This window comes from Pseudomonas sp. HB05 (assembly GCF_016756915.1).
GTDB classification, from domain to species: domain Bacteria; phylum Pseudomonadota; class Gammaproteobacteria; order Pseudomonadales; family Pseudomonadaceae; genus Aquipseudomonas; species Aquipseudomonas alvandae.
Map to the genome: position 1 here is coordinate 211,053 of NZ_JAESPG010000002.1, position 12,943 is coordinate 223,995.

At 62.7% G+C, this 12,943-nt stretch carries 13 protein-coding genes; 7 read left to right on the forward strand and 6 right to left on the reverse strand.

Annotated elements, in window-relative coordinates; genetic code table 11:
- Window positions 1-14: 14 nt before the first annotated feature.
- The 5 genes from JMN22_RS03485 to JMN22_RS26645 all read right to left on the reverse strand — a co-directional run bounded on the left by JMN22_RS03485 (window position 15) and on the right by JMN22_RS26645 (window position 4,198).
- Complete coding sequence (locus JMN22_RS03485; protein ID WP_030141717.1) at window positions 15-1,037, reverse strand: transketolase family protein; 1,023 nt, start codon at window positions 1,035-1,037, stop codon at window positions 15-17.
- Window positions 1,034-1,882: a transketolase gene (locus JMN22_RS03490; protein WP_198795819.1), complete on the reverse strand. Its 849-nt coding sequence runs from the start codon at window positions 1,880-1,882 to the stop codon at window positions 1,034-1,036. Before JMN22_RS03490 ends, JMN22_RS03485 begins: the two co-directional genes overlap by 4 nt.
- Before the next feature lie 17 nt (window positions 1,883-1,899).
- Window positions 1,900-3,198 (reverse strand): MFS transporter, encoded by a 1,299-nt coding sequence (locus JMN22_RS03495; protein ID WP_030141715.1) that lies wholly within the window; start codon window positions 3,196-3,198, stop codon window positions 1,900-1,902.
- 99 nt (window positions 3,199-3,297) lie between these two features.
- Window positions 3,298-4,047, reverse strand: coding sequence for an SDR family NAD(P)-dependent oxidoreductase (locus JMN22_RS03500; RefSeq protein WP_198795820.1), 750 nt, complete (start codon window positions 4,045-4,047; stop codon window positions 3,298-3,300).
- A 22-nt stretch (window positions 4,048-4,069) separates the two neighbouring features.
- Window positions 4,070-4,198 (reverse strand): hypothetical protein, encoded by a 129-nt coding sequence (locus JMN22_RS26645; RefSeq protein ID WP_272929120.1) that lies wholly within the window; start codon window positions 4,196-4,198, stop codon window positions 4,070-4,072.
- Between the two features lie 44 nt (window positions 4,199-4,242).
- On the opposite strand from JMN22_RS26645, the gene JMN22_RS03505 reads away from it, so the two are divergent.
- Window positions 4,243-5,160, forward strand: a complete 918-nt coding sequence (locus JMN22_RS03505; protein WP_030141713.1) for a LysR substrate-binding domain-containing protein — start codon at window positions 4,243-4,245, stop codon at window positions 5,158-5,160.
- A gap of 37 nt (window positions 5,161-5,197) precedes the next feature.
- Here the strand turns inward: JMN22_RS03505 and JMN22_RS03510 are convergent, their stop codons facing one another.
- Window positions 5,198-6,049 (reverse strand): LysR substrate-binding domain-containing protein, encoded by an 852-nt coding sequence (locus tag JMN22_RS03510; RefSeq protein WP_198795821.1) that lies wholly within the window; start codon window positions 6,047-6,049, stop codon window positions 5,198-5,200.
- Between the two features lie 242 nt (window positions 6,050-6,291).
- Between JMN22_RS03510 and JMN22_RS03515 the strand changes: the two genes are divergently transcribed.
- Genes JMN22_RS03515 through metC form a run of 6 tightly spaced genes read left to right on the forward strand, consistent with a single transcriptional unit; the run spans window position 6,292 to window position 12,943 of the window.
- Window positions 6,292-7,134 (forward strand): transporter substrate-binding domain-containing protein, encoded by an 843-nt coding sequence (locus JMN22_RS03515; protein ID WP_198795822.1) that lies wholly within the window; start codon window positions 6,292-6,294, stop codon window positions 7,132-7,134.
- 54 nt (window positions 7,135-7,188) lie between these two features.
- Complete coding sequence (locus tag JMN22_RS03520) at window positions 7,189-7,923, forward strand: amino acid ABC transporter permease (RefSeq protein ID WP_198795823.1); 735 nt, start codon at window positions 7,189-7,191, stop codon at window positions 7,921-7,923.
- On the forward strand, window positions 7,913-8,701 hold the full coding sequence (locus JMN22_RS03525; protein WP_198795824.1) for an amino acid ABC transporter permease: 789 nt from the start codon (window positions 7,913-7,915) through the stop codon (window positions 8,699-8,701). Before JMN22_RS03520 ends, JMN22_RS03525 begins: the two co-directional genes overlap by 11 nt.
- A complete protein-coding gene (locus tag JMN22_RS03530) occupies window positions 8,688-9,524 on the forward strand; it encodes an amino acid ABC transporter ATP-binding protein (RefSeq protein ID WP_198795825.1) in 837 nt (278 codons plus the stop codon). Before JMN22_RS03525 ends, JMN22_RS03530 begins: the two co-directional genes overlap by 14 nt.
- A gap of 27 nt (window positions 9,525-9,551) precedes the next feature.
- Window positions 9,552-10,151, forward strand: coding sequence for a cysteine dioxygenase (locus tag JMN22_RS03535; RefSeq protein WP_198795826.1), 600 nt, complete (start codon window positions 9,552-9,554; stop codon window positions 10,149-10,151).
- 44 nt (window positions 10,152-10,195) lie between these two features.
- The gene (gene metC, locus JMN22_RS03540; RefSeq protein WP_198795827.1) at window positions 10,196-12,943 is read left to right on the forward strand and encodes a cystathionine beta-lyase; all 2,748 of its coding nucleotides are present in this window, start codon (window positions 10,196-10,198) and stop codon (window positions 12,941-12,943) included.

Genomic DNA, 12,943 nt, shown 5'->3' on the forward strand with positions numbered 1-12,943 from the left:
CCCGGCGCTTGCCGTTAAAGCCAGGCTTTGATTTGCGCGCAAACGGCCTGGGTGGAAATGCCGTAGCGATCATGCAGCGTCGGCAGCGCGCCCGCGTCGAGGAAGGCGTCTGGCAACGCGATTTGCCTGAATGTCGGGGTCACGCCATTGCGCAGCAAGACCCCGGCAACCGCTTCGCCCAGTCCGCCGATGATGGAGCTGTTTTCCGCGGTCACCACCAGTCGCCCTGGCTTTCTGGCCTCGGCGAGCAGGGTGTGTTCGTCCAGCGGCTTGATGGTCGGCATGTGCAGGACCGCGACATCGACGCCGTCGGCCTGCAGTTGCTTGGCGGCTTCCAAGGCACGCATCGTCATCAACCCGGTGGAAATGATCAGGACATCATTGCCGGTACGCAGGGTCTTGGCCTTGCCGATCTCGAACGTGTAGCCATATTCGTCCAGCACCAAGGGCACGTTACCGCGCAGCAAACGCATGTAGACCGGGCCTTGGTGGGCGGCGATGGCCGGTACGGCCTGCTCGATTTCCAACGCGTCACAGGGGTCGACGATCATCAGGTTGGGCATGGCGCGGAAGATCGCCAGGTCGTCCGTAGCCTGGTGGCTCGGACCGTAACCGGTGGTGAGGCCTGGCAAGCCACAGACAATCTTGACGTTGAGGTTTTCCTCGGCGATCGCCATGCAAATGAAGTCGTAGGCCCGACGGGAAGCGAACACCGCGTAGGTCGTGGCAAACGGCACGAAACCTTCCCGGGCCATGCCCGCCGCGGCGCTCATCAGCAACTGCTCGGCCATGCCCATCTGGTAGAAACGATCCGGATGGGCCTTGGCGAAGATGTGCAAGTCGGTGTATTTGGACAGGTCGGCGGACAGGCCGACGATGTCCGGGCGCTGGTCCGCCAATGCGGCCAGCGCATGGCCGAATGGTGCTGTTTTCGTCGCCTGTCCTTCGGCGGCAATCGAGGCGATCATCGCTGAGGTGGTCAAGCGTTTCTTGCCCGGCTGGCCCATCGCATTCGGTGTGTTGGCGGCGTTGCTCATGAGTGTTTTCCTTCTTCAAGGTTGTTCAGCGCCAGGTCCCACTCGTGTTCTTCGACGCGGATGAAATGGGTCTTCTCGCGGTTTTCCAGGAACGGCACACCCTTGCCCATGCGTGTATCGCAGATGATCACCCGGGGCTGGCTGGAAGGGTGGTTACGCGCCGCATCGAATGCCGTCACCAGGGCATCCAGGTCGTTGCCGTCGACGCGTTGGGTGAACCAGCCAAAGGCTTGCCAGCGGTCAACGATCGGCTCGAACGAAAGGATTTCGCTGGAGTAGCCATCGGCCTGCTGGTTGTTGACGTCGACGATGGCAATCAGGTTGTCGAGCTTCCAGTGCGACGCCGACATCACGGCTTCCCAGGTCGAGCCTTCGTTCAATTCACCGTCCGACAGCAGGTTGTAGATGAAGGCGGGCGAGCCTTTGCGCTTCAGGCCCAGGCAGGCACCTACGGCGATGCCCAGGCCTTGGCCGAGGGAGCCTCCGGTGATTTCCATGCCCGGCGTGTACGTCGCCATGCCCGACATGGGCAGCCGGCTGTCGTCCGCGCCATAGGTTTCCAGCTCATCGAGGGGAACGATCCGGGCCTCGATCAAGGCCGCGTACAACGCGATCGCGTAATGGCCGATGGAGAGATAGAAGCGATCACGTGGCTCCCACTCAGGGGCTTCAGGCCGATGATTCATAGCGTGGAAGTACGCGACTGCCAGCAGGTCGGCGGCGCCCAGGGCTTGGCCGACGTAGCCTTGTCCCTGGACCTGACCCATGCGCAGCGCATGACGACGGATATTGTGGGCGCGGTCGGCCAGGGACGTGGATGAAGCGGATGAAAGCGAGCGAGTCATGGTGGAACTCCGGTGACTTAACGATTGACCAGGGCGGCGGGAATGCGCAGCACCAGCAAGGCGCCGCCCAGCAGTACGCCGGTGATCAGGTACATGCCGATGGCGCTGGAACCGGTCTGCGTGGTGATCCAGCCAATCAGGTAGGGCGAGCAGAAGCCGGCAAGGTTGGCGAAGCTGTTGACCGCCGCGATGCCTGCGGCGGCGGATACCCCGCCGAGCAAGGTCGTGGGCAGCATCCAGAACATCGAGGACGCAGAGAGGATGCCGGACGCCGCCAGGCACAGGCTCAGGATGGACAGCAGGATGTTGCCCCCCAGCAGTGCGGCGAGCGTCAGCCCGATGGCACCGGCGATCATCGGTGCGATCAGGTGCCAGCGCCGCTCGCGATGCTTATCGCCGCTGCGACCGATCAACAACATGGCCGCAATGGCGCAGAGGTAGGGCAGGCTGGTCAGGAAACCGATGTGCAGCGGATCGGAAACCCCGGCGTTGCGCACCAGTGTCGGCAGCCAGAAGGTGATGGCGTACTGGCCCATGACCACGCAGAAATAAATCCCGGCCAGCAGCCACAGGCGGCGGTCACGGACGAACTCGCCCACCGAGGCATGGGTGACCTTCTGCTGGTTGTCCTCGGCCAGTTCACGGCTGACCAGGGCCTTCTCTTCATCGTCCAGCCAATGGGCCTGATGCACGCCGTCTTTGAGATAACTCAGCACCAGCAGCCCGACGACAACGGTGGGAATGGCTTCGAGCACGAACATCCACTGCCATCCGGCCCAGCCGTGCACGCCGGCGAAATGGTTCATGATCCAGCCGGAGAGCGGGCCGCCCACCATGCCCGACAAGGGGATGGCGATGAACCAGAGCACGGTCATGCGCGCACGCCGATAGGACGGGAACCAGTAGGTGAGATAAAGCAGCAATCCGGGGGCCAGTCCTGCTTCGGCGACCCCGAGCAAAAAACGCAGGGCATAGAACTGCCAGGCAGTTTCGACGAAGGCGAACAGCGCGGAAATGATGCCCCAGGTGATCATGATCCGCGCGATCCAGACGCGAGCGCCGACCTTGTGCAAGATGACGTTGCTGGGGACTTCGCAGAGGAAATAGCCGATGAAAAACATGCCCGCGCCCAGCCCGTAGACGGTTTCGCTGAGTGCCAGGTCGTTCATCATTTGCAGCTTGGCGAAGCCGACGTTGACCCGATCCAGATAGGCGCACAAATAGCACAGCATCAGGAAAGGCATCAGCCGCCAGGCCGTTTTCCGGTAGGCATTGGAACGCACGGTCGAAACCGCTTCGAGCGACAAAGTAGTCATGATGGCCTGATCTCTTGTTTTTATTGACCGCCAGGCAAACAGCCCGGCTGGGGTCTTCGATCCAGAACCGCACGGGCCGCGATGGCCCGCCCAGATGCATCAGTGAATCAGCATGCCGCCGTTCACATCCAGGGTGATGCCTGTCAGGTAAGACGATAAATCGCTGGCCAGGAACAGGGCGGCGTTGGCGACATCCTGCGCCGCACCCAGGCGACCCAACGGAATGCCGTCGATGATCGCGTGCCGACGCTCATCCTGCATGAGGCCGCCGGTGATGTCGGTGTGGATCAAGCCCGGGGCAATGGAGTTGACCCGCACCTTGTCCGGACCCAACTCGCGCGCCATTGCCTTGGCGAGGCCCAATACGCCGGCCTTGGCGGCGCTATAATGCGGCCCACCAAAGATGCCGCCGCCCCGTTGGGCCGACACCGAAGACATGCAGACGATGCTGCCGCCTTGCTGTTCGCGCATCAGCGGGATCACCGCCTGCGACATGAGCAGGGTGCCGCGCAGGCTGACGTCCAGCACTTTGTCGTAGTCCGATGGGCGGATATCGAGGGTCTTGAGGGGTTGGGTGATGCCGGCGTTGTTGACGAGGATGTCGATTCGGCCGAAATGTTCGACGACCTGGGCGACGGCCCGTTGGACCTGCGATTCATCGGCAACGTTGGCCGCAAGGCCGAGATGGCCTTCGCCCAGGGCGCTGGCGGCATCGCGTGCGGCAGATTCATCCAGGTCGAGAATCACGACGCGGGCGCCGTGTTGGGCGAACGTCGTAGCGGTGGCGCGGCCAATGCCACGGACGGATGCGGCGCCGGTAATGATCGCGACTTTGCCTTGCAGAAGCATGGAGGGATACCTCGGATTGTTTTTATTGGGTCGATTTGGAAAAAACCGATGACTCAGCTTCTGCTTTGCCTCCCGGCTGAGCAATGCCGTAAAAATCATTCAGCGCTGAAAAAAATTCAGTACTCGGTTGCTTGCGGATGGAAGCTTTCACGGCGAAGCTCAACAATCATTAGAACTATTGTCGAGTGATCTGCCATGCGTACCGACACCGATGCCCCCTTGATTCTTCCACCGCTGAAAGCAATTCAGGCTTTTGAGCAAACGGCCCGGTTCAGCAACGTCGCCAGGGCTGCGGAAGTGTTGGACCTGACGCCCTCTGCGGTCAGTCATCAACTGGCGAAACTCGAAGCCATGATTGGCCGGCAATTGTTCGTCCGCGCCGCTCGAGGGGTAACGCTGACGCCGGTGGGCGAGCAATACCTCAAGGAAGTCTCTGGGGTGCTCCATAGCCTGGCGGTCGCCACCGAGCGCGCGGCCAGCGACGTGAGCCTGGACTGTTTGCGCCTGCACTCGGCGCCCAGCTTCGGGTTGTTGTGGTTGATGCCGAGACTGGAGGCTTTTCGAGCGTCCAACCCGGATATTCAGATCAATCTGTCGTGTTCCTACGAATCGCTGCATTTCAGTCGAGACAAGATCGACGTGGATATCCGCCACGGCACTGCAAACTGGCCCAGTTACGAAGTCCGCACCGTGCAGAACGAAACCTTCGCGGTGCTCGCTTCGCCGAAACTGCTCGCGCAATGCCCGATCCGCAGCGCGTCCGACCTGTTGGATTGCGACCTGGTGCTTTCCGAAGCCACCTTACTCAAATGGCCGCAATGGTTCGCTCAACATGGCCTGGCGCGCCCGGAGAAACCTTACGCCTTGAGCTTCGACCGGTCATACATGTCGCTGGAAGCAGCCAGCCATGGGTTGGGGTTTGCCTTGGAAAGCACGTTGCTGGCGAAGAAATACCTGGCGGCCGGCAGCCTGGTCGAGGTGGCGCCAGAAGCGCTCAGCGCCCCCGTGGCTGCCCACCACCTGGTGTTTCCCAAGGCGCACTCGAGTTTCCCTCGCGTCCGGCGTTTCCTGGAATGGATGGAAAGTGAGCTGGGGCAGGGCTTCGCGTATTGACTGTCGGGAGCAATTTCGGGCAATGACGAGCGTCGTCTCAATGCCCTTGATTGTTCCTGATCAGGTCATAGGCCCGGCGCACCAGCGGGTTGACGGTATTGGGCCGGATCCACAGGTGATAGGTCACATCCGGCAGCCGTGGCAAGCCATCGTTCTCACCCAGCACGCGCATGTCCGGGCCGAGCATTTCCATGCTGCGGGGCGTGACGCCCAGGCCGGCGCGGGTGGCCGCCTTGATGCCGATCAGGTTCGAGGCCAGGTAGGCCTGGCGCCATGGGATATTCGCGCGTTCGAGCGCTTCCAGGGCATAGCGCCGATAGATGCTCGGCTCATCCACCAGGATCAACGGCAGGGGTTCGCCGGGATTGTGGAGGTACTGCGCCGAACAGATCCACCACACCGGCGAGGTGCGCAACGCGAAGCCTTCCAGGTTCGGGTCCTGGCGTGTCGAGATGATCATGTCGACCTTGCCCCGGTGCAGGTCATCCATCAGGAACGGGCTGCGCCCAACGTCGATTTCAAGGCGCAGGCGCGGAGCCGAGCGGGCGATGTGGCTGAGAATCGGCGGCAGGATGGTGTCGGCGATGTCGTGGGGCGAGCCGATGCGCAACACGCCGCTCAGGCTGCTTTCACGCAGGGAATTGAGCGCATCGTCGTTGAGCGAAAGCATTTGTCGTGCGTGCCGTAGCAATTGCTGGCCCGCTTCGGTGAGCTGCTTGTGCCTGCCGCGTTTTTCGAACAGCGTGACCCCGACCTGCTGTTCCAGGCGTTGCATGTGCTGGGTCACCGACGATTGCGTACGGGCCAGTTGGGCGCCTGCTTCGGCAAAGCTGTGGTGATCGACCACGGCAATGAAGGTGCGCAGTAATTCGAGATCCAAGGTCGACATGGTCACCGCTTCACATCAAGGCTGAAAACCTAAACATTACAGATTTTTATGTGTTTGGTGGGCCGCTATCGCTCGATATGCTCTGCGACCCTAGGAAACCGTGGTTATTCGTTTTTCGTTTGGAGACCAAACCTGACGAGTTATAACGATATTAGATATTTGAATTTCCGTTGGCTCCGGGCGCTACCTAGGATGCCCACTCATCAGGCCGGGGGACGCCGGCCATCCATGAGGGGAATCCCATGTCACTTGAGCGCTCATCCGTAAAACGCTTGTTGCCTGTCCTGCTGGGCGCCTTGGTCTCGTTGTCGACCGTCCACCTTGCCCATGCCGATGCCACGCTGGACAAGATCGAGCAACGCCACGCGTTGGTAGTGGGCGTGTTGTTGTCCGGTGGCCCGTTCGGCGGTATCGATCCTGCTACCCAGAAACCTCGCGGCTTCAACGTCGATCTCGCCCAGGAACTGGGCCGGCAACTCGGCGCCGAGGTCCAGTTGGTGCCGGTGCTTCCCGCCAACCGCGTGCAGTTCTTGCAGCAGGGCAAGGTCGACCTGCTGATTGCCAACATGGAATGGACCGCCGAGCGCGGTGAAATCCTCGGCTTCGTGCCCACGCCGTTCTACCGCGTCGGCGGCACTGCGGCAGTGCTCAAGGACAGCAAGATCAGCCGCTGGGAAGACTTGAAGGATCAACCGGTATGCACCTCCCAGGGCAGCAGCTACATCAAGCCGCTCACCGAGCTGGGCGTCGAGATCAAGGCCTTCAAGAGTTCCTCGGAGTCGCTCCTGGCACTGCGGGGCAACAACTGCGTCGCCGCGGTGCATGACGCCACGCTGATCAATCCGTTGGTTGCCGAGAACCCCGAGTGGCAGGGCTACCGCGCCCTGAGTCCGGAGCTGAACCCGGCGCCCTCGGTGGTATGGACGCGCAAAGGTGAAAGCGATACCCAGGCCAGGCTCGACCCGATCATCCAGCAGTTGCACCGCAGCGGCTGGCTGATCGAGGCCCAGACCCGTCATCGCATCACCCCGGCGTCACCGGCCTTGGTGGAGTTGCAGAAACAGTTCCAGGCCAACGGCGCCTGAGATCGTCGTGCCTGCGTCTCTCTCGACCCATCCCGACGCTCAAGGTAATCGCCCATGACTCATTGGCTGGAGGCGTTCGTTCATTGGAGCGCCGGGTTTGGCCTCAACTACAACTTCCTGGTTGATGCCTATCAGCGCGGCACGTTGGAGCAGGGCGCGTTGACCACGCTGCTGCTGTGCCTGCTGACCATCGTCGGCAGCTTGCTGGCGGGCGTCGGCCTGGCGGCCATGTTGACCTCTGGCAAGCCCTGGCTGGCAGGACCTGCCCGGGTGTTTGTCGAAGTGACCCGCAATACGCCGACCTTGGTGCAACTGTATTGCGCGTTCCTCGTGCTGAACATGCTGCTGACCCAAGCCGTCGGCGCGGCCAACCCGCTGACACCTTTTGCCTGGGTAGTGATCGTCATCTCGCTGCACAAGGGCGCGTTCCACGCCGAGGCACTGCGGGCCGGCATCGAAGCCGTGCCCACGGTGACGATGGAGGCGGCCAGTTCGCTGGCGTTCAACAACCGCCAATTGTTGTGGAGCGTGCAACTGCCACTGGCCCTGCGTTTCGCCTTGCCGGCGCTGATCAATAACCTGATCGACCTGGTGAAGATGACTGCCGTGGCCTCGGCCATTGCCGTGGGTGACATCACCTACGCGGCGATCATGATCTGGACCCAGAGCGATAACGTGCTGGAACTGATGATCCTGATCCTGGGTTTTTTCGGCCTGCTGAGTTTCACCGTCAATTGCGTCGGGCGCTGGCTCGAAGCGCGCCTGAGGATGCCCGGCTATGGCCATTGATTCTTCCGTCGTTTTGCCCCGCGCCTGGCCGCGTCGCCATATCGGCAAGTTGCTGCTGGGGATGGGCGCGCTGTGCGGGCTGGTGTACTTCGCGCAGCACAGTCCGGTGCTCAAGGCGTTGCTGCAGTGGTCTCCCGCCTTGGCCGCCGGGTTCGGCCAGAACATTCTGATCAGCCTGCTGGCCATCGGGTCGGGCTCCGTGGCGGGGCTGCTGGTCGGTGCCATGGTCCTGTCGCCCCTGCGCCTGCTGGGCTGGCCGGCGCGGCTCTGGGTGCAGATCTTCCGCAACGCGCCTTGGCTGGTGCTGATCTATTTCACCACCTATGTGTTCCCGTTCGAGATTCGTATCGGCAGCACCTATGTCGCGTTTCCCGACTGGGTCAAGGTCACCCTCGGCCTGGCCTTGCCAGCCAGCGCCAATGTCGCGGAAATCTTCCGTGGCGCCATCGCCTCGATCCCCAGCACCCAATGGGAGGCGGCACGGTCCCTGGCATTCAGCCGTGGGCAGATTTTCCGCTCGATCATCCTGCCGCAGTGCTTCAAGCGCATGTTGCCGCCGTGGATGAACCTCTACGCAGTGATCACCATGGGCACTGCGCTGGCCTCCCTGGTGGGTGTGCACGACGTGATCGACACCGCGCAGATCGCCAGCAACACCGTGAACCAGACCGGCTTCACCGTGGTGATCTACCTGAGCCTGCTGGTGCTGTTCTTTGCCTATTGCTACCCGATTTCCCGCCTCACCCAATACTTGGAGCGACGTTATGCCTTCGACTGAACCCGTCGCAGAACCCCTGGTCAGCCTGCGCGACCTGCACCTTTCGTTCGGCGGCAACCCGGTGCTCAAGGGCATTGACCTGGACGTGCGCCGTGGCGAGGCCGTGTCGATCATCGGCCCGTCGGGCTCGGGCAAGTCGACCATCCTGCGGTGCATCACCGGCCTGTTGCAGCCTCAAAAGGGCAGCATTCGCGTCGGCGCCACCGAGGTCCACACCCTGGCCCATGAGGCCCAGCGCATCGAGCTGCGCAAGCGCGTGGGGTTCGTGTTCCAGCAGTACAACCTGTTCCCGCATCTGTCGGTGCTGGAGAACCTGGTGATCGCGCCGCGCAAGGTGCTGGGCCGCCACCGGGCCGACGCCGAGAAGGACGCCCGTGCCTTGCTCGCCAAGGTGCGCATGGAACACAAGGCCGATGCCTACCCGGGGCAGCTCTCCGGCGGCCAGCAACAACGGGTGGCTATCGCCCGTGCACTGGCGATGCGTCCGGAGCTGATTCTGTTCGATGAAGTGACCTCGGCCCTGGATCCGGAAACCGTCGGTGAGGTACTGGCGGTGATCCGCGAGCTGACGGAAGAGGGCATGACTTGCGTGCTGGTGACCCATGAAATGCGCTTCGCCGAGGAGATCAGCGATGTCGTCTATTTCACGGAGAACGGCGTGATCGTCGAGCACGGCAGCGCCGCCCGGATTTTCCAACACCCCACCAGCGAGCGCACTCGGGAGTTTTTGCGCCATGCCTTGGGTGACCCAGGGCGGCGACCGCCCATCGGCGCTGATCCTTATCTGCTGACCAACCTGAGCCGCTACAGCCTGTCCGTCTGACTTTCCGTTAAACAAGGAGCCCGCCCCATGAGTATTTTCAAGCGTCCCGACGTCATCGAAGACTTCCTGCAGAAAGTGCGTGTCATCCACCAGCGCGGTGTGGATCGCGCGGCCTTGGAGGACATCGTCGTGCTCCTGGAAGGCCTGGCCGAGCGCCGCGACCTGTTCAACTTCGAGGCCTTCCCCGCGCCGGTCCCGGGGCAGGGCAGCACTGCGTTCCGCTATCGCCTCAATGACGACGGCGACACCCCGACCCTCTACCTGAACTCGCTGTTGCCCGGCAAAAGCACGATCCCTCACAACCATGAGACGTGGGCGATCATCAGTGCCGTCGAAGGCCAGGAAATCAACTACGTCTATCGACGTGATGACGAAGGGCGCGAGCCGGGCTACACCACGTTGCACTTGGAAAAGGAAGTCGTCGTGCAGCCGGGGACGTCCATCGCGTTCCTGGGTGAGGACGTGCATGGAATCCGCGTGGCCGGGGAGCAACCGACCCTGCATTTCCATCTCTATGGTTTGCCGCTGGAATCGCTCAACGGCCGCTACGGCGTCGAGGCCGACGGGCGCATCCTCAATTACAACGCCTCGCAAATGGCACCGTCGATCAAGGCCTATGCCCACTGACGCCCCTTGAATTCAGTCATTCCATTTCTTCCGACGGGACCCCCATGAGCCAGATCGTAACCCCCCAGCAACTGCAGCAGTGGCTGTTCGACGGGCAGGAAATCGCCCTGTTTGATGTGCGCGAGCACGGCCAGTATGGCGAAGCCCATCTGTTTTTCGCGGTGAACCTGCCCTATAGCCGCCTGGAGCTGGACGCTCGGCGGCTGGCACCCAACCCCAAGGTCCGGTTGGTGATTCACGACCAGGATGGCACAGACCTCGCAGCGCGCGCGGCGCAACGCCTGCGGGCTTTGGATTACGTGAATGTGCACATCCTGGAGGGCGGCGCCGAAGGTTGGCAGGCTGCGGGCTATCAGCTGTTCGCCGGTGTGCATGTGCCCTCCAAGGCGTTTGGCGAGCAGGTGGAGGCGGTGCGTCACACCCCTCACGTCACTGCCCGTCAACTGGCGCAATGGCAAGCCGAGGGTGAACCGCTGGTGATCCTCGACGGCCGACCGCTGGAGGAGTATCGCAAGATGACCATTCCCGGTTCGATCTGTTGTCCGAATGGTGAGTTGGGTTATCGCGTGCACGACTTGGTACCGGACGAGCAAACCCCCATCGTGGTCAATTGCGCTGGTCGGACCCGCAGCATCATCGGTGCCCAGACGCTGATCGACCTGGGTCTGAAAAACCCGGTCTATGCCCTGGAGAACGGAACGCAAGGCTGGGACCTGGAAGATCTCCCACTGGAACACGGCAGCGAGCGTCGATATGCCAATGAGGTGTCACGCAGCGCGTTGCCAGGCCAGCGCTTGGCGGCGGCACGACTGGCCGCGCGGGCTGCAGTGCCTGTCGTCGAGGCTGCCCAGGTCGAGCAGTGGACAGCGGACGCCGGGCGCAGCCTTTTCCTCTGCGATGTGCGCACCGCCGAGGAGTTTGCCGCCGGCACGCTGCCGGGTGCGCAACACACACCGGGCGGGCAGTTGATCCAATCCACCGATCTGTATGTGGGGGTGCGCCAGGCGCGCGTGGTGCTGTTCGACAACGACGGCGTGCGTGCACCGATCATCGCCAGTTGGCTGCGGCAACTGGGGCACCAGGCTTTTGTATTGTCGGGCGGGTTGGGCAGTGGCGTGGCATTACCGGTTCCAGCCGCTTTCGCGCCGCAGGAACTGCCGCTGATCAGCGTGCGAGCCTTGGCCGATGCCCTCAAGGATGACGCCGTGGCATTGATCGACCTGCGTTCGAGCAGGGCCTATCGCAAAGGGCATATTGCCGGGGCGCGTTGGTCGATCCGGCCGTTATTGGCCAGTGCGCTGGCGGGTGAGCGGCGGCCAGTGGTGCTGGCGGCCGATGACCCTCGCCTGGCGGCCTTGGCGGCACTCGAGCTACCGCAAGCTGAAGTCCGCTTGCTGGAGGGCGGTCCTGATGCCTGGCGTGCGGCGGGCCTGGCGCTGGGAGAAGGCGTGGACACGCTGCCGGATGCGCAGTGTATCGATTTTCTGTTCTTTACCCATGACCGTCACGCGGGCAACAAGGATGCGGCGCGCCAATACCTGGCTTGGGAGATCGGCTTGCTGGCGCAAATGAGCGCCGAGGAAATCGCCAGCCTCAAGCCGTTGCACGAACCGGTTCAAGGCGCTGTGGGCGAGCGACTCCGCACCCGTCTGATCCATGGCGCGCGCACCGAAAAGGGCAGCGGTGCGAGAACCGTCAACGTACCGGTCAGCCGCTTGAGCACGGTGCTGTTCGACAACCTGGCACAGATGCGTGACGCCCGTTCCCGGCGTGACAGCGAGCGAGTCCTGACGTATGGCGCCCGCGGCAATCCGACGGCCTTCGCGCTGGAAGACTTGGTCACTGAGTTGGAGGGAGGCTACCGCGCCCGGCTGTTTGGCACCGGGTTGGCCGCCGTGGCGCAAACCTTCCTGGCCTACCTGCGACCTGGGGATCATGTGCTGATCACCGATGCGGTCTATGCCCCGGTACGGCGCGTGGCACGGGATTTCCTCGAAGCCTTCGGCGTAGCGGTCGAGTACTTCGCTCCCGATGGCTGCGACCTGCCCGGACGGCTGCGAGCCAACACCAAGATGGTCTACACCGAAGTGCCCGGCTCACTGTTGTACGAGCTATGCGACTTGCCAGCCATCGCCGCACTCTGCAAATCCCGCGGCATCTTGCTGGCCGTGGACAACACCTGGGGCTCGGGCGTTCTGTACCGGCCACTGGCGTTGGGCGCCGACATCTCGATCATGGCCCTGACCAAATACCTGGGCGGCCATAGCGACGTGGTGATGGGCAGCGTTTGCACACGGCAGGAGGCGTGGCCGGTACTCGCGGCCATGAGTGACACCTTCGGCAATACCGTCAGCCCGGATGACGCTTACCTGGTCCTGCGCGGCGCCCGTACCCTGGCTCCACGCCTGGAGACGCATGAGCGCCAGGCACTGGAGATCGCCCGTTGGTTGCAGGCGCAACCGCAGGTCAAGCGGGTCTTCCATCCGGCACTGCCCGAGCATCCCGGTCACAGGTTGTGGCAACGGGATTTCAAGGGCAGCAACGGGTTGCTGTCCTTCGAGCTTCGCGAGAAGGACGACGCTTACCTGGAACGCTTCATCGACGCTTTGCAGGTGTTCGGGTTGGGGGCGTCCTGGGGCGGGTTCGAGAGCCTGGTGACGGTTGCTGACACCCAGGATCGGAACAGTACCGAGGACCGGGCGCTGAATCCGGTGGTCCGGTTGCATGTCGGATTGGAAGACGTCGGGGTGTTGATTGAGGATTTGCAGCGGGGGTTTATCGCCGCCGGATGA